We start from the raw sequence: 15,997 nt of genomic DNA, 5'->3' as shown, positions 1-15,997 counted from the left end.
GATCGACTGGAAGAAGGCGGGATCGGTGTAGAAATACTGGTAGTTGAACAGCCCCGCCCAGCTGACATTGGCCGGGTCCAGGAGATTGTAGTTCTGGAACGAAAACCACAGCGTCATCGCAAGCGGCACGATCATCCAGACCAACAGCAAACCCACTGAGGGTGCCAACATCATCCGCGCCAAGCCGCGCGTGTTCTCCGTCGCCATAAACCTGACCTCCCCAAGTCCTCAGGCGGCGGGATCAGCCCGCCGCACGCTCTTCGTCACGGCCGGATTGCCGCCGCGTTGTCGTAGATCGCCAGAACCCGGTCCACCGCCGCGATCAGGATGTCTTCAGCGCTGCCCGCCTCTTCGGGCGTGATGCCCGGCAGATACTGGTGCAGCACCGTTTCGGGAATGTGCACCCCATCAAGCGCCGCCAGCAGAGCCGAGACACCCGCTGCTGCCTCCGGTCGGGTCCAATAATAGCGGATGCGGTCGCTGTAGCTGAAATGGCGCTGGATACGCAGCGCCGTCTCGTCGCCATGATAGTAGCCGCTCCAATAGTCCGGCACGGCGAGCATCAGCGCCTCCATCGCCTGCGCCAGCGGACGGTCGCCATAGGCCGGCACGATGTCGGAGGCGACGAGATCGAGCGCGTAGAGCGCCTCGCGATAGGCGAAGGTGAGGCCCGGTCCGACCTTCAGGATAGGAAACCCATCGGCAACCAGCGCGGCCAGCGCCGCCTCTGTCTGGTAATCGGTGGAATGCGCCTCGAACACCAGCGTGGGCTCTTCGTCCAGCAGGGCGCTGAGAGCAGCGGCACGCGGCGGATCGTAGGCTACGACATTGTCGCTGCCGAACTCCACGCCCGGCTGCACGACGAAGGCGATGACCCGCTCAAAGACATCGGAAAGACCGGCCTTGGCAAAGGCGGCGCGGTGCACGGCGATCGTTTCGCGCGCTGCCCCCGCAGCGGTCGGCTCAACGCTTGCAATCGCATGATCGGCGCCACCGGGCACGGGCACTTCCGTGCCGAGGATGTAGACAGGCAGGGGCAGGTTCACCCGCCTGGCGGTTTGCTCTGCAATGGCACAGAGGGCGGCAGCCCGCTCGGCCACGGTCTGATCGTCCAGGGCAACGGGCTCGCCGGCGCAACCCATCGAAGCATCGAGATGGATTTTCGTGAAACCGGCCGCGACATAGGCCTCCACCATGCCGGCCGCCTTGTCGAGCGCGACCGAAGCTGGCTCCTTGCGCCACGGATTGGGGCCGAGATGGTCACCGCCGAAGATGATCTTTTCCCGTATGACACCCTCTTCCCTGGCGATCGTTTCGACGAAGGCGATGAAATCGGCGGGCGTCATCCCGGTATAGCCGCCGAACTGGTTGACCTGGTTGCAGGTCGCTTCGATCAGCAACGGCCCCTCCCGCTTTGCGGCACGGCGCAGCGCCGCACGCAACACGGTTGGATGGGCAGAACAGACGGAGGCGATGCCACAGGGCCGGCCCGCACGACGGGCTCCGGCAAGATTCGTGAGAAAACGGGTCATTGCTTCACCTCCCGACCGGCCGCCGCGATGAAACGCTCAAGGTCCTCGCGGCTGGAAACCCCTTCCATCGGTCCCTGGCGGGTAACCGTGCGGGCACCCGCGGCATTGGCATAGAGGAGCGCTCGGGCGGGCGGCAAACCCGCGCGGCGGCTGGTGAGATAGGCCGCGCCAAAACAGTCACCCGCCCCCGTCGGGTCGACTTCCTCCACGGCAAAGGCCGGGCAATCGACGCGACCGAACGCGCGGCTGAAGTGGCTGGAGCCGGCGCTGCCACGCTTCAGCACGACTTCGCCGATACCGAGATCGAGCAGGCGCGCGATGGCGGCAGGTTCCGTCGCCGCATCGGCGGCAACAAGCAATTCGTCGCCCGAGGGCAGCAGGAGATCGGTCACCGCCAGCATGTCGTCGATGAGCCTGCGGCCTTCGTCGCCCTGGGCCAGTTCCTTGCGGATATTCGGATCGAAGGAGACCGAGCCTCCGCGCGCCCTGATGGAGGCGACAGCCTCGAGAATGACCGCACCGATGCCAGGAATCGCGAAGGCGGAGCCCATGACATGGACATGTCCCCCGCGCGCGATAAGCGTCCGCGCCGCCGCCGTCATGCTCGTATCCCCGGCCGCGGAATGGGTGATGTTGTAAACGAAGTCACGCGAACCGTCGGCCCGATACCGCACGAAGGCGCTGCCGGTCGGCTTGCCAGGCACGATCGCGACGGCCGAGACATCGACGCCATCCGTCCGCAACCGTTCCACATTGAGCGTGCCAAAGTCATCCGCACCAACGGCCGCGACGATACCCGCCGCCCCGCCGAATTGCGCGACCTGATCGATGAAGATCGCCGGCGCGCCGCTGGCGAACGGGCCGACAAGCGGCTGGGGTGACAGGAATCCGGCGCCGACCGTCGTCGCCATGATTTCCACCAGGATTTCGCCGACGGTCACCGTCGGCCCCAGGGCCTCCGGCGCCAATGTGCTTGCTCTTTTCAATGCATCCTCCCCGTCGCAGGACCCCGAGGCAGCCGCGATCATCTCCTATCGGTGATAACGGAAGCGCCCAATAAAAGTCAATAATTTTTTACGCGTGTAAATTTATGACCAAACAGGTCCGTAGGCTGAAAGCACAAACACTCGGTCAGAAAATGTACTTTTGCCACTTATTCTCTTTTGAAACAGCCGATTGGTGCCGCAACGCGTCACCGCATCAGGCAGGATGCGAATTTTGCCGCTTGACAATAACCGCCACTTCACTCGATAAAAACTTTACGCATGACATTTTATGCGTGAACATCCGTAAAGGAGGAACGGACCAATGAGGAACATGACCCGCATTCTATCGTCGTCCGCCGTCGGCCTCGGCCTGATGACCGGCCTTGCGCAGGCCGAAGACATCAGCATCGCCACTGTCAACAACGGCGACATGATCATCATGCAGAAGCTTTCCGGCGCCTGGGAGAAGGAAACCGGAAACAAGATCAATTGGATCGTGCTGGAGGAAAACGTGCTGCGCGAGCGCGTGACGACCGACATCGCCACCAAGGGCGGCCAGTTCGACATCATGACCATCGGCGGCTACGAGGCGCCGATCTGGGGCAAGCAGGGATGGCTGGCACCGGTCGACGATCTCGGTGACGACTATGATTACGGCGACCTCCTGGAGCCCATCAAGGCCGGCCTGACGGTCGACGGCAAGCTCTATGCCGTGCCCTTCTATACGGAAAGCTCGTTCACGCTCTACCGCAAGGACCTGTTCGAGGCGGCAGGCCTTACGATGCCGGAACAGCCGACCTACGAACAGATCAAGGAATTCGCCGCCAAGCTGACCGACAAGGACAAGCAGCAATACGGCATCTGCCTGCGTGGCAAGCCGGGCTGGGGTGAAAACATGGCCTTCGTCGGCACCATGGTGAACGCCTATGGCGGCCGCTGGTTCGACATGGACTGGAAACCGCAGCTCAACTCGGATGCCTGGAAGAAGGCGATCACCGACTATGTCGCGCTGCTGACCAACTACGGCCCGCAAGGCGCCACCGCCAACGGCTTCAACGAGAACCAGACACTCTTTGCGACCGGCCATTGCGCCATGTGGATCGATGCGACATCGGCCGCCGGCCGCGTCTACGATCCCAAGCAGAGCCAGGTCGCCGACAAGATCGCCTTCACCCGCGCGCCGATCGCCGAAACGGCCAACGGCTCCAGCTGGTCCTGGTCGTGGAACCTCGCGATCCCGGCGACATCGCAGAAGGCCGAGGTCGCAAAATCCTTCCTGAAATGGGCGACCTCCAAGGACTATGTGAAGCTCGTCGGCGAGAGCGAAGGCTGGGTCGCGGTGCCGCCGGGCACGCGCAAATCCACCTACGCCCTGCCGGAATACCAGAAGGCCGCGCCCTTCGCTGCAACGGTGCTGGAGGCGATCATGTCCGCCGACCCGTCGAAGCCGACCAAGGATCCGGTGCCCTACACCGGCGTGCAGTTCGTCGCCATACCGGAATTCCAGGCGATCGGCACTTTCGTCGGCCAGCAGGTCAGCGCAGCGCTTGCCGGCCAGCAGACGGTCGATGCCGCGCTCGAGGCGGCGCAAGCCCAGGTCGAGCGCGACATGACGCGCGCCGGCTACATCAAGTAAAGCTCCCGCCTGCGGATCAACCCGCAGGCCCTCCCAGGAGGGCCCGGCGCTTCGGCGCCGGGTTTTCCCGCTCAGGCCGACACCATCAACCGTTGGAATTCGCGGCACCGGCTTTGCCCGTCGCATATGGAGACGAAACATGAAACTCAAGGACAAGGTGGCGCTGATTACCGGCGGTGCACGCGGCATCGGCCTCGGCTTTGCCGAAGCCTTCGCCGCCGAAGGCGCGAAGATCGTCATCGCCGACATCAATCTAGCCCGCGCTGAGGAAGCGGCCGCCTCCATCGGCCCGGCTGCGACCGCCATGCGGATCGACGTTACCGATCTCCGAGACATCGAGGCTGTCGTCGGCAGGATCGATGCCGATTTCGGCGGTATCGACATCCTCGTCAACAATGCCGCAATCTTCGACATGGCGCCGATCCAGGCGATCACCGAGGAGAGCTACCAGCGCGTCTTCGACGTCAACCTCAAAGGACCGCTTTTCACCATGAAAGCGGTGGCGAACGTGATGATCGCCCGCGGTCGCGGCGGCAAGATCATCAACATGGCAAGCCAGGCCGGTCGGCGCGGCGAAGCCTTGGTAACGCTCTATTGCGCCTCCAAGGCCGCGATCATCTCGGCCACGCAGTCCGCAGCACTCGCACTGGTAAAATACGGCATCAATGTCAACGCGATCGCGCCCGGCGTCGTGGACGGCGAACATTGGGACATCGTCGATGCCAAGTTCGCCGAATGGGAAGGCCTGAAACCCGGAGAGAAGAAGGCCGCAGTCGCGAAGTCCGTGCCGATCGGCCGCTTTGCCACGCCCGACGACATCAAGGGCCTTGCCGTCTTTCTCGCTTCCGGCGACAGCGACTACATTCTCGCCCAGACATACAATGTCGACGGCGGCAACTGGATGAGCTGAACCATGACGCGCATCATGCGAGCGATCCAGTTCACCGCCAAGGGCAAAGCAAGGCTTGCCGACCTCGAGGTCGGCGACCTGCCCGCCGGCCACGCCCTCGTCAAGGTCAAGGCATCGGGCCTTTGCCACACGGATATCGACGTATTGCACGCCCGCTACGGCGACGGCGCCTTTCCGCTGGTGCCGGGCCACGAATATGCCGGCGTGGTGGAGGCCATTGCCACCGATGTCACCGGCCTTCGCGTCGGCGCGCGTGTCGCCGTCGATCCGAACCTGCCATGCGGCAGCTGCCCGTCCTGCCGCAAGGGCCTGACCAACCTCTGCCGCGACCTGAAGGCCTACGGGGTCTCGCACAATGGCGGTTTTGCCGAATACAGCTGCGTGCGCGCCGATCAGCTGCACGACATCGGCGACCTGCCCTTCCCGGTCGCCGCACTTGCGGAGCCGCTTGCCTGCGTCGTGAACGGCCTCAACAGCGCGGGCCTGCGCAGCGGCGCGGCACGACCGCAGGAAGCCCTCGTCATCGGCGCAGGGCCGATCGGCCTGCTGCTTGCCTTGTCGCTGAAAGCCGAGGGCGTCGAAAAAGTCACGGTCGCCGACATCAACGAGAGCCGGCTCGCATTCGCGGCCGATCTCGGCCTCGGCGGGATCGTTTCCGGCTCCACCGCGCTTGCAGCCAATAGACAGGCCTACGATTTCGTCGCGGATGCGACGGGTATCGCCAGCGTCGTCGAAGGCATGATCAATCTCGTGGCCGACGGCGGCACGGCGCTGCTTTTCGGTGTCTGCGCACCGGATGCCCGCATCTCCGTCGCCCCCTTTGAGATCTTCCGCCGCCAGCTGAAGCTCGCCGGCTCGCATTCTCTGAACCGGAACATCCCCGACGCGCTCGCCATCCTCGAAAAGGACGACGGACGCATGGCCCGGCTCGTCTCGCATCGGCTAACACTCGACGAGGTGCTACCCTTCTTCGTCAAGAAGCCGACGGACCCGGCGACGATGAAAGTCCAGTACGTCGCCGACTGATCGCAGAACCGCTTGACCGGCCTCGATTTCAGCTTTTCCCGCGAAATGAGGCCGGTTAAGAAGGCGAATACCGGAACCGCAGGGAGCAGCCGCTTGGCCAAGTCGATCAGAACCATGGAGGATTTTTCCGAGTTCGTCGGCCTGTCGCGGCCCACGGTGTCGAAATACTTCAACGACCCGTCCTCCGTGCGCAAGAAGACGCGCGACACCATCGAAGAGGCGCTGAAGAAATCCGGGTTCCGGCCGAACATTTTTGCCGTCAACCTCAACCGCCGGCGCTCGAACATCATCGGCATCGTCGTACCCACCTCCATCGACCCGTTCTACATGGCGCTGACACGACGCATCGAACTCATCGCCAACGAGGCTGGCTTCCACGCCTTCGTGCTCTCGGCGGACGGCCGTGCCGATATCGAGGACAATGCGATCAAGACATTTAAGTCGATGAATGTTGCCGGTGCCATCATCGCCCCGCTCGGTTCGACCGCCCGCCCGAAGACGCTGGAACAGCTTGGGCAGTCCATCCCGCTCGTCTATGTCGACTCACCGCTCGACGAGACCTCAGCCTTCGTCGGCACGGACAATCGCCAGAGTTTCGGGCTGATCGTCGACTATCTCTGCCGTTCCGGCGAGCCGCCCTGCTATTTCGGCATGCCGCATGTCAACACCAACGCGCTCACCCGCGAGACCGCCTATCTCGAAGCCATGGCACGGCTTGGCATGGAGCCGCATGTCCTGCCCGTCTCCGAAGCGGCAAGCTGGGACTTCGAACACTTCGCCTTCGAGGAAGCGAGTCGCCTGCTCGAAAAGCCGGCCGATCTCAAAAGCCGCACCATCCTGTGCGCCAACGACCGTCTTGCCTTCGGTGTCCTCGCCGCCGCCTGGCAAAAGGGCCTGAAGATTGGCCACGGCAACGACTATGACCTACGCGTCGCCGGCCACGACGACCATCCGCTTTCGCAATATGCCTGCCCGCCGATCACCACCGTCGCGCAGAACTACGACGAGATCGGCCGCCTCGCGATCCAGCTCCTGCTGCACAAGCTTGACGAAGCGGATCATCCGGCGTTCGGCAGGGAGCAGATCCTGCTCAAATCCGAACTGATGCTGCGCCGTTCGGCATAGCCGCTCCGCCACGCCGGCCATCCAGACGCATCCGCGCGGATCAAACTCCGGGACAAGCGAACGGAGCACTGGACGGGCCGCTCTACAACCTGCATACCCCTTCCACAAACCGATCAAGCCGCTATGCTGGGAAGGCAATGGCAGTCTTGGAGCATCCCATGGCGGGTGAAGCCCAAAATCCTCTAAAAGAACGCATGACGATCCACGGCGAACTCGATGCCGACAGCTTCGTGCCCTGGATCCGCCGCCACGCCGCCAAGCTCGGCGTCACGCAGGCCATCACCCATCACAGTCCCGATCGTATCGAAATCGACCTTTCCGGCGCACCGGAACTGATCGACATGCTGGAGGTCGGCTGCCTTCTCGGTCCCATAGACGTGTGGGTCGAGACGATAGACCGCAGGCCCGTCGGCAATGCCGGTGGATAGGCTGGAAAGTCGAATGCCTCTTATTTGATCAAACTTGCCAATGCGGAATGTTTGTGCAAAAGCTACGGACAACTGGTGGAAGCGAAGGACGAGCTCCTTCATTGCTGCCAAATCAAGCGGTTGAAATAACTTGGAAAATATCCCCACTCCTTCCGACATGACGGGCTCCTGGGTGCCGGTCGCCCTTTCTTCGGATCTGCCCTCCGGAACCGTCCTGCCGGCGCGCATTCCCGCCGGCCCCCTTGCACTCTGGCGCAGCCAGTCGGGTCGTGTCGCCGCCTCAGCGGATCGATGTCCACATCGCGGGATGAGCCTTTCGCACGGCTTCGTGCGCGGCGAGACGCTGTCCTGCATCTATCACGGCTGGAGCTATGGACAGGCCGGGAACTGTCTTCGCATCCCCGCCCATCCCGGACTGACGCCGCCTGAAGCCATCCGCACCGTCACCCATCCTGTAGCGGAAGCGGATGGCGTGGTCTGGGTCGCCGTCGGCGAGCCCGCCGCCACGCCGCCGGGCCTTGCCGGCCTGGTGCCCCTGCGTTCGATCACCGCCTTCGTCGACATTGCCGCCATCGAGGCTGCCGCCGGCGCAAAGGCGACGGCAGAGGGGCTGCTGGACGCCGGAGACATCCGCCTCCTACTGTCGTCCACGCGGGAGGGCGAAACCCTCATCCACGTGCTGATCGCCGCCGATGCCGGCCCCGCCGAACGCATCGCGGCGGCCCGCACCGCCGAAGCGCTCCGCCGCAGGGCCGAGGATATCCAGAAGAAGGGAGCCGCCCAATGACCGTAGGCCCCATGTTCGATGAATGGTACCCCGTCGGTATCTTCGGCCAGCTCGACGCGGCCGGCCGCAAGACCATGTTGATGGGCGAACCAATCGTGGTTGCGCGCGATGACAACGGCGACGCCAAAGTGACCGACGGCACGGGCCGCAGCCTGCCGGTCTGCGTGCGCTACGGCCATGTCTGGACATCGCTGGGCGATCCCAAGAAGAAGCTCTTCGCCATTCCCGAGGCCGACCAGCCGGGCCGCCGCTTCGTCGATGTCGGCGTGGTGCGCGTGCGCTGCTCGCCGCTGCGCGCCGTCGAGAACTTTCTGGACATCGCCCATTTCCCCTTCGTGCACACCGATATTCTCGGCGCCGAGCCACATACGGAAGTGCAGGCCTACAAGGTCGAGATTCGCGAGGATGTCGATGAAGTCTGGGCCACGCAGGTCGAGTTCTACCAGCCGCAGGCCGCGAAATCGGCGAGCGGCGGTATCACCACGCAATATATGTATCGCGTGGCCGGACCGACCTCGACCGTGCTCTACAAGACCTGCCCGCCGCGGCCGAGCGAATGGGACGTCATCACGCTGTTCGTGCAGCCGCTCGCCGAGGATCTCTGCGACGTCTGGCCGTGGATGGCGCTGTTCGACGATGACACGCCGATGACCGATCTCATCCATTTCCAGCAGACGATTTTCCTGCAGGATCGTTCGATCCTGGAAAACCAGGTGCCGCGCCTCCTGCCGCTCGATCCGGGCATGGAAATGCCGACGCGCGCGGACCTGACCTCCGTCGCCTACCGGCGCTGGCTGAAGCGTCACAACTTTACCTATGGTGCGCAGCTGGTGGCACAATGATGAAGCTATACGACTACATTCTCTCGCCGAGCTGCTACAAGGTGCGCCTGATGGCGGCGCTGACGGGCACCACGCTCGATCTGCGCGCCGTCGATTTCCATCCCGGCCTCGAACATCGCGGCCCGGAGCTCCTGGCGCTCAACCCGGCCGGCTCCATCCCCATCCTCGAAGACGGCGACGTGCTGCTCACCGAATCCTCGGCCATGCTGGTCTATCTCGCGGCGAAGGCGGCACCGGACTGGCTCGCCGGCAGCGATGCAAAAGAAGCCGCCCGCGTACAGCAATGGCTGTCTTTCTCCGGCCGGCTGACGTCCAGCCTCGGCGGTGCGCGCCTGCACGAAATGCTTCTTCGGCCCGGCGATATCGGCGCCCTTCAATCCTCGGGCATTGCGGCCCTACGCGAACTGGAACTCGGCCTCGTCGAACAGGCGGAGCGCGGACAGAAATTCCTGGCGGCGGACCGGCCGACCGTCGCCGATATTGCTTGTTTCCCCTATGTGGCGCTCGCGCCCGATGGCGGCGTGTCGCTCGATCCCTATCCGGCTATCCGCCTCTGGTCGCGCCGGCTTCGCTCGCTTCCTGGCTTCATCGAAATGCCCGGCATCCACAGGCTGCACGAACTGAAACCCGAGCCACAGCTCGAAAAGAGTGAGACGTGACATGAGCGGCCATCTCCTGAAGAATTGCGCCGCCGTGATCGTCAATGACGGCAACGGCCCCGCGGTCCGGCGCAATGTCGACCTCCTCACCGAAGGCCCCGCCATCAAGGCGATCGGCGAAAACCTGTCCGCCGGCCCCGGCGTTCAGGTCCAGGATGCTACCGGCTGGTTCGTCTATCCCGGCCTCGTCAACACGCATCACCATTTCTTCCAGTGCTTCGTGCGCAACCACGCCGATCTCGACTGGACGAAACTCTCCGTCATCGAGTGGCTGGACCGCATTTATCCGATCTTCTCACAGCTCAACGAGGAATGCTTCTACCATTCCTCCGTCACGGCCATGGCCGAGCTGATCAAGCACGGCTGCACCACCGCCTTCGACCACCAGTACAATTTCCCGCGTCATGCCGGAAAGCGGCTGATCGACCGGCAATTCGAGGCAGCCGAGCTGCTCGGCATGCGTTTCCACGCCGGCCGCGGCGGCAACACGCTGCCGAAATCCGAGGGATCGACCATCCCCGACGCCATGCTGGAAACGACGGACGAGTTCATCGCCGATTGCGCCCGCTTGATCGACACCTATCACGACGCAAAGCCCTTCAGCATGCGCCAGGTCGTCGTCGCCCCCTGCCAGCCGGTCAATTGTTACCGCGAGACCTTCGTGGAGTCCGTCGCGCTGGCGCGCGACCGCGGCGTCTTGCTGCACACCCATGTCGGCGAGGGCGAAAGCCCTGTTATCGCAGCGCGCCACGGCAAGCGCACCGTCGACTATCTGGAGGAACTGGGCTTCGCCGGCCCGGATGCCTTCTACGCCCATTGCTGGGAATTGACGCATGATGAGCTGAAGACCATGGCGGCAAGCGGCACCGGCGTCTCCCATTGCCCGGAGCCGGTCTATCTCGTCGGCGCCGAGGTCACCGACATTCCCGCCATGGAAGCCTTTGGCCTGCGCGTCGGCCTCGGCTGCGATGGTGCCGCCTCCAACGATAATTCCAACCTCATGCACTGCCTGCATTCCGCCTATATGCTGCAATGCCTCGTCGCCTCCACACGCAAGCACCCCGTGCCCGATCCCGTCGATTTCCTCGGCTATGGCACGACGGGTGGTGCGAGCCTGCTCGGACGGCCGGATATCGGCCGCCTCGCCCCCGGCATGGCCGCCGATCTCTTCGCCATCGACACGCGCCGCATGGACTATGTCGGCACGCGGCATGACCCGATAAGCCTGATCCCGCGCGTCGGCATCGGCATGGCGACGGACATGACGATGATCAACGGCCGCATCGTCTGGCAGAACGGCGAATTCCCCGGCCTCGATGAGGCCAAGCTCGCCGCCGACGCGGAAGCCGCGCTCGCCACCGTAGAATTCTGAAAAGAACCAACAGAGGGACTGACCATGACCAAGCTGACCCGCAGAAACCTGATGAAGGCCGCGGCCGCCACCGGCCTTGCCGGCGCGCTCGGCAGCCGCCTTGCCTTTGCCGCCGACGAGCCGCTCGGCATCACGCTCGTCGTGCCCTCGCCGATCGGCGACGTGGGCTGGGGCCACGCGCTTTCCGCCGGACTGGAGCCGGTGAAGGCCAAGTACGGCGACAAGGTGAAGGTCACCGTGCTGGAAAACATCATGGAAGGCCCCGATGCCGACCGCATCATGACCAAGACGGTGGCCGACGGGAACAAGTTCCTGATCGCCGGTTCCTTCGGCTATCAGAACGGCGCGCTTCAGGTGGCCCGCCGCGACCCCAGCGTTACTGTGCTGCACGCCTCCGGCTTCCAAGTCGCGCCGAACTTCTCGCCCTTCGCGGCAAAATATTTCCAGGGCACCTATCTGCTCGGCATGGCGGCTGCCGCTGTCTCGAAGACCGGCAAGCTCGGCTCCGTCTCGGCCTTCGCGATCCCGGAACTGATCACCTCGATCAATGCTTTCGCGCTCGGCGCCCAGGCTGTCAATCCGGATATCGAAGTCTCCGTTGTCTGGGTCAATTCCTGGTTCGATCCGGCCAAGGAGCAGGAAGCGGCCAAGGCGCTGATCGCCCAGAAATGCGACGTGATCTTCTCCAACGCGCAGGACACGCCCTCCGTCGTGGCGGCCTGCGAGGATGCAGGCGTCTATTCCTTCAACCTGAATTCCTCGATGAAGAAATACGCCGAGAAGACCTATCTCGGCTGCGTCGCCACCGACTGGTCGCCCTTCTTCCTGGCATCGGTCGAGGCGCATCTCGCCGGCACCTTCAAGGGGGCCAATGCCTTCCTCGGCGTCGCCGACAAGGTCGTGCAGGTGACGGACTGGAACCCCGCCATTCCGGCTGACATGATGACGAAGATCAAGGATATCGAGACCAAGATCGCCGACGGCAGCTTCTCGCCCTTCGCCGGCCCGATCGCCAAGGCGGACGGCAGCGAAGGTGTGGCGGCCGGCGCAACCATGACCGATGCCGAGATCGTCGCCATGGACTGGCACGTCAAGGGCGTCACCACCCCGCTGCCGAAGTAAGTCCATGACCCCGCCCCTCCTGTCGCTGCGCGGCATCTCGAAGAGCTACGGACCGATCAAGGCCAACCAGGGCATCGACCTTGACGTGGCCGACCGGTCGATCCACGCGATCCTCGGCGAGAACGGGGCAGGTAAATCGACGCTGATGAAACTCATCTACGGCGTCGAGCAGCCCGACGATGGCACAGCCACCTGGCAGGGCGAGCCTCTCGCCCTCGCCTCCCCTGCCGAGGCCCGCAAACAGGGCATCGGCATGGTCTTCCAGCATTTCTCGCTGTTCGAGACCCTGACGGTGGTGGAAAATATCCGCCTCGTCGTGCACGGCAAGACCGCAGAACTGACCGAGCGGATCCGCACGCTCGGCCGCGATTTCGGCCTGGAGGTCGATCCGCTCGCCCATGTGCACGCGCTCTCGGTCGGCGAGCGCCAGCGGGTGGAAATCATCCGCTGCCTGATGACCAATCCAAAACTGCTGATCCTCGACGAGCCGACCTCGGTCCTGCCGCCGCAGCTGGTGGAGAGGCTTTTCGACACGCTGCGGCGCCTGCGCGATGGCGGCGTGTCCATTCTCTTCATTTCGCACAAGCTGGAGGAAATCCGGGCAATCTGCGACCGGGCAACGATCCTGCGTGCCGGCCGCGTGACCGGCAATGTCGATCCGCGTGAGCACGACGCGCATGATCTGGCCCGCATGATGATCGGCCGCGACATGCCCGAGCCGATGCCCGCCGAACCCCGGACCGGCGGCGACAAGCAGCTCGAGATCATCGGCCTGAACCATACGCCCGACGATCCGTTCGCCGTCCCGCTCGCCGATATCAATCTGACGGTGCGGGCCGGCGAAATCCTCGGCATCGCCGGAGTTTCCGGTAACGGCCAGAGCGAACTCGCCGCGCTGATCTCCGGCGAGACCCGGCTCTCCCGCCATGAGAAAGACCGCATCTTCATGATGGACGCCGATGTCGGCCAGCTCGGCCCGGCTGCGCGGCGCGCGCGCGGCTTCGCCTTCGTGCCGGAAGACCGGCTCGGTCGCGGTGCCGTGCCCGAAATGTCGCTGGTGCTGAACGGCCTGCTCACCGCCCATCCGCTGAAGCTTCTGAAAAACGGCCTGGTGGATAGAGCGCAGGCCACCGCTTTTGCCGAAACCTGCATCCGCGACTACGACGTGCGCACGCCCGGCCCCCAGACGGAAGCCGGAGCGCTTTCAGGCGGCAACCTGCAAAAATTCATCGTCGGGCGCGAGATCATGCTGGCCCCAAAACTGCTCTTCGTCGCCCAGCCGACTTGGGGCGTCGATATCGGTGCGGCCTCGGCCATCCGCCGGCGGCTGATCGCGCTGCGCAATGCCGGAATGGCGATCCTCGTCATCTCCGAGGAACTGGAAGAATTGTTCGAACTCGCCGACACGATCCAGGTGCTCTATCACGGCCGCCTCAGCCCGCCGCTGGTGACGCGCGATACAAGGCCGGAAGAAATCGGCCGCTACATGATGGGCGCAAAGCCGGAAAAGGCCGACGCATGAGCATGACCCATTTTCTGCCCAATCTCGTGCGCCGCGAGCGCGCCTCGCGCAAGGCGATGCTGCTCGCCCCGCCGCTGGCGCTCGCCGCTGCGATCCTGCTCAATCTCGCACTCTATGTACTGATGGGCCGGGATCCCGCCGCCGTCGTGCATGCCATGCTGCTGGAACCCTTCCTCTCCTGGTCGTCGTTTTCCGAAGTGCTCTTGAAGACCGGGCCGCTGCTTCTCATCGCGCAGGGCCTCGCCATCGGCTTCCGCGCCAAGGTGTTCAATATCGGCGCGGAAGGGCAATTCATCCTCGGTGCGATCTTCGCCTCCGCCATTCCGATCTGGTTTCCACAGGCGACGGGCGGCTGGATCTGGCCTTCCATGCTGCTGCTCGGCGCCATCGGCGGTGCGCTCTGGGCCGGCATAACCGCCTTCTGGCGCGTGCGGCTCAACGCCAACGAAATCCTTGTCTCGCTGATGCTGAGCCTGGTGGCCGCCCAGCTGCTCTATTACCTGCTGCTCGGCCCCTGGAAGGATCCGAACGGCTTCAATTTCCCGCAATCCGTGATGTTCCAGTATGATGCCATGGTGCCCACACTCTTTGCCGGTACACGCGTCAACGTCTCGCTTCTGATCGCGATCGTGCTGTCGCTGGCCGCCTGGGTCTTCATGCAGAAGAGCTTCATGGGCTACAAGCTGCAGGTCGGCGGCCTTGCACCGCGTGCGGCCGGCTATGCCGGTTTCAGCGAGGGGCGGGCGATCTGGCTGTCGCTCCTGATCGGCGGTTTTGCTGCCGGTCTTGCGGGAGCGGCGGAGGTCGCCGGTCCGCTCGGCCAGCTCCAGCGCTCGATTTCCACCGGCTATGGCTATTCCGCGATCATCGTCGCCTATCTCGGCGGCCTGCATCCCATCGGCATCGTCGTCTCCGCGCTGGTGATGGCCGCGATCTCGATTGGCGGCGACAATGCCATGGTCTCGGCAAACCTGCCGATCGCCGCCGTTCGCGTCTTCCAGGGCAGCCTTCTGCTCGCCTATCTCGTCGCCGTCGCCTTCGTGCGCTACCGTCTCGAATGGCCGCATACCACCGCGCGGAGCCAGTCATGAACGCCGTCGAATTCATTCTCGCCGGCATGCTGGCGGCGGCAACGCCCTTCCTGCTCGCAGCGCTTGGCGAACTGGTGGTCGAGCGCGCCGGCGTGCTCAATCTCGGCGTCGAGGGTCTGATGGCCTTCGGTGCGGTCATCGCCTTCATCATCGTCTATCATGGTGGCGGGCATTTCATCGCCTTCATCGCCGCAGGCGTCTGCGGCGCGCTGCTCTCGCTCGTCTTCGCCCTCATCGCACTCGGCTTCCGCGCAAACCAGGTCGCGACGGGCCTTGCCATCGGCATTCTCGGCCAGGGTCTCTCCGCGCTGTTCGGCAAGAGCTACGAGAGCCTGACGGTGAAGGGCCTGCCAAAGATCGGCATTCCCGGCCTCTCCGATCTGCCCGTCATCGGCGGCCTTTTCACGCAGGACATCGTCGTCTGGTTGTCGCTGTTGGCAACGCTGGCGATCTGGGCGACCTTCGCCTTCACCAAGACCGGCCTCATCATCCGCGCCGTCGGCGAAAACCCCAAGGCGGCGAATGCCATCGGCTATCCGGTCATCGCCGTCAGGGTCGCCGCCGTCGCCTTCGGCGGCATGATGGCGGGCCTCGCCGGCGCCTATGCCTCGGTGGTCTATACGCCGCTCTGGGCTGACGGCATGATCGCCGGCCGCGGCTGGATCGCCATTGCCCTCGTCGTCTTCGGCACCTGGCTGACGGGGCGCGTCTTCCTCGGCGCCTGCCTGTTCGGCGCCGTCTCCCTGATGAGCCTTGCCGCCCAGACGACCGGTCTCGATGTGCCTTCGCAACTCCTGTCGAGCCTGCCCTACATCGTCACCATCATCGTGCTCGGCATCATCTCCGCCGACCGGCGCCTGCTCAAGCTCAATGGCGTCGCCTCGCTCGGGGAGCCTTTCGAGCGATAAGATCGTTGCGACGACCATTGAAAGATACCGTCTGGAAGGGTGGGCAGGTTC

The 15,997-nt window shown here is 64.1% G+C and carries 15 protein-coding genes and 1 pseudogene; 13 read left to right on the top strand and 3 right to left on the bottom strand.

Annotation, left to right across the window (positions count from 1 at the left end; genetic code table 11):
- The 3 genes and pseudogenes from MUU55_RS28470 to MUU55_RS28460 all read right to left on the bottom strand — a co-directional run.
- Nucleotides 1-207, bottom strand: a pseudogene (locus MUU55_RS28470) (sugar ABC transporter permease); the annotation flags it as partial.
- A 56-nt stretch (nt 208-263) separates the two neighbouring features.
- A complete protein-coding gene (locus MUU55_RS28465) occupies nt 264-1,532 on the bottom strand; it encodes a D-tagatose-bisphosphate aldolase, class II, non-catalytic subunit (RefSeq protein WP_244764147.1) in 1,269 nt (422 codons plus the stop codon).
- Nucleotides 1,529-2,560 (bottom strand): tagatose kinase, encoded by a 1,032-nt coding sequence (locus MUU55_RS28460; RefSeq protein ID WP_244764146.1) that lies wholly within the window; start codon nt 2,558-2,560, stop codon nt 1,529-1,531. The genes MUU55_RS28465 and MUU55_RS28460 overlap by 4 nt, the downstream gene beginning before the upstream one ends.
- A 280-nt stretch (nt 2,561-2,840) precedes the next feature.
- Here MUU55_RS28460 and MUU55_RS28455 point away from each other — a divergent pair, with 280 nt between their 5' ends.
- The 13 genes from MUU55_RS28455 to MUU55_RS28395 all read left to right on the top strand — a co-directional run bounded on the left by MUU55_RS28455 (nt 2,841) and on the right by MUU55_RS28395 (nt 15,946).
- Entirely contained in the window at nt 2,841-4,154 is a 1,314-nt protein-coding gene (locus tag MUU55_RS28455; RefSeq protein ID WP_244764145.1) for an ABC transporter substrate-binding protein, read from the top strand.
- A gap of 139 nt (nt 4,155-4,293) precedes the next feature.
- Entirely contained in the window at nt 4,294-5,064 is a 771-nt protein-coding gene (locus tag MUU55_RS28450) for an L-iditol 2-dehydrogenase (RefSeq protein ID WP_244764144.1), read from the top strand.
- 15 nt (nt 5,065-5,079) lie between these two features.
- The gene (locus tag MUU55_RS28445; RefSeq protein WP_244764152.1) at nt 5,080-6,090 is read left to right on the top strand and encodes a zinc-dependent alcohol dehydrogenase family protein; all 1,011 of its coding nucleotides are present in this window, start codon (nt 5,080-5,082) and stop codon (nt 6,088-6,090) included.
- Between the two features lie 114 nt (nt 6,091-6,204).
- Entirely contained in the window at nt 6,205-7,215 is a 1,011-nt protein-coding gene (locus tag MUU55_RS28440; RefSeq protein WP_244764151.1) for a LacI family DNA-binding transcriptional regulator, read from the top strand.
- Nucleotides 7,216-7,373: 158 nt separating this feature from the next.
- A complete protein-coding gene (locus MUU55_RS28435; protein ID WP_244764143.1) occupies nt 7,374-7,643 on the top strand; it encodes an acylphosphatase in 270 nt (89 codons plus the stop codon).
- A gap of 157 nt (nt 7,644-7,800) precedes the next feature.
- The gene (locus tag MUU55_RS28430; protein WP_244764150.1) at nt 7,801-8,430 is read left to right on the top strand and encodes a Rieske (2Fe-2S) protein; all 630 of its coding nucleotides are present in this window, start codon (nt 7,801-7,803) and stop codon (nt 8,428-8,430) included.
- Nucleotides 8,427-9,272 carry an aromatic ring-hydroxylating oxygenase subunit alpha gene (locus MUU55_RS28425; RefSeq protein WP_244764142.1) on the top strand — a complete coding sequence of 282 codons (846 nt, stop codon included), beginning with the start codon at nt 8,427-8,429 and terminating at the stop codon, nt 9,270-9,272. Before MUU55_RS28430 ends, MUU55_RS28425 begins: the two co-directional genes overlap by 4 nt.
- Nucleotides 9,272-9,931 carry a glutathione S-transferase family protein gene (locus MUU55_RS28420; RefSeq protein WP_244764149.1) on the top strand — a complete coding sequence of 220 codons (660 nt, stop codon included), beginning with the start codon at nt 9,272-9,274 and terminating at the stop codon, nt 9,929-9,931. Before MUU55_RS28425 ends, MUU55_RS28420 begins: the two co-directional genes overlap by 1 nt.
- A gap of 1 nt (nt 9,932) precedes the next feature.
- Nucleotides 9,933-11,303: an amidohydrolase gene (locus MUU55_RS28415; RefSeq protein WP_244764141.1), complete on the top strand. Its 1,371-nt coding sequence runs from the start codon at nt 9,933-9,935 to the stop codon at nt 11,301-11,303.
- Between the two features lie 24 nt (nt 11,304-11,327).
- Entirely contained in the window at nt 11,328-12,425 is a 1,098-nt protein-coding gene (locus MUU55_RS28410) for a BMP family ABC transporter substrate-binding protein (RefSeq protein WP_244764140.1), read from the top strand.
- A 4-nt stretch (nt 12,426-12,429) separates the two neighbouring features.
- A complete protein-coding gene (locus tag MUU55_RS28405; RefSeq protein ID WP_244764139.1) occupies nt 12,430-13,947 on the top strand; it encodes an ABC transporter ATP-binding protein in 1,518 nt (505 codons plus the stop codon).
- Complete coding sequence (locus MUU55_RS28400; RefSeq protein WP_244764138.1) at nt 13,944-15,038, top strand: ABC transporter permease; 1,095 nt, start codon at nt 13,944-13,946, stop codon at nt 15,036-15,038. Before MUU55_RS28405 ends, MUU55_RS28400 begins: the two co-directional genes overlap by 4 nt.
- A complete protein-coding gene (locus MUU55_RS28395; RefSeq protein ID WP_244764137.1) occupies nt 15,035-15,946 on the top strand; it encodes an ABC transporter permease in 912 nt (303 codons plus the stop codon). The genes MUU55_RS28400 and MUU55_RS28395 overlap by 4 nt, the downstream gene beginning before the upstream one ends.
- The last annotated feature ends 51 nt before the right edge of the window (nt 15,947-15,997 follow it).

The sequence above is a fragment of the Shinella curvata genome, assembly GCF_022899935.1.
Lineage (GTDB): Bacteria > Pseudomonadota > Alphaproteobacteria > Rhizobiales > Rhizobiaceae > Shinella > Shinella curvata.
Note: the sequence above shows the minus strand (reverse complement) of the source record. Positions and strands in the feature narration are given on the sequence as shown.

Coding starts and splice junctions, on each gene's coding strand:
- MUU55_RS28460 (WP_244764146.1), bottom strand. CDS start 2,560: ATGATCGCGGCTGCCTCGGGGTCCTGCGACGGGGAGGATGCATTGAAA.
- MUU55_RS28410 (WP_244764140.1), top strand. CDS start 11,328: ATGACCAAGCTGACCCGCAGAAACCTGATGAAGGCCGCGGCCGCCACC.
- MUU55_RS28420 (WP_244764149.1), top strand. CDS start 9,272: ATGAAGCTATACGACTACATTCTCTCGCCGAGCTGCTACAAGGTGCGC.
- MUU55_RS28430 (WP_244764150.1), top strand. CDS start 7,801: ATGACGGGCTCCTGGGTGCCGGTCGCCCTTTCTTCGGATCTGCCCTCC.
- MUU55_RS28415 (WP_244764141.1), top strand. CDS start 9,933: ATGAGCGGCCATCTCCTGAAGAATTGCGCCGCCGTGATCGTCAATGAC.
- MUU55_RS28440 (WP_244764151.1), top strand. CDS start 6,205: ATGGAGGATTTTTCCGAGTTCGTCGGCCTGTCGCGGCCCACGGTGTCG.
- MUU55_RS28435 (WP_244764143.1), top strand. CDS start 7,374: ATGGCGGGTGAAGCCCAAAATCCTCTAAAAGAACGCATGACGATCCAC.
- MUU55_RS28425 (WP_244764142.1), top strand. CDS start 8,427: ATGACCGTAGGCCCCATGTTCGATGAATGGTACCCCGTCGGTATCTTC.
- MUU55_RS28455 (WP_244764145.1), top strand. CDS start 2,841: ATGAGGAACATGACCCGCATTCTATCGTCGTCCGCCGTCGGCCTCGGC.
- MUU55_RS28400 (WP_244764138.1), top strand. CDS start 13,944: ATGAGCATGACCCATTTTCTGCCCAATCTCGTGCGCCGCGAGCGCGCC.
- MUU55_RS28450 (WP_244764144.1), top strand. CDS start 4,294: ATGAAACTCAAGGACAAGGTGGCGCTGATTACCGGCGGTGCACGCGGC.
- MUU55_RS28445 (WP_244764152.1), top strand. CDS start 5,080: ATGCGAGCGATCCAGTTCACCGCCAAGGGCAAAGCAAGGCTTGCCGAC.
- MUU55_RS28405 (WP_244764139.1), top strand. CDS start 12,430: ATGACCCCGCCCCTCCTGTCGCTGCGCGGCATCTCGAAGAGCTACGGA.
- MUU55_RS28465 (WP_244764147.1), bottom strand. CDS start 1,532: ATGACCCGTTTTCTCACGAATCTTGCCGGAGCCCGTCGTGCGGGCCGG.
- MUU55_RS28395 (WP_244764137.1), top strand. CDS start 15,035: ATGAACGCCGTCGAATTCATTCTCGCCGGCATGCTGGCGGCGGCAACG.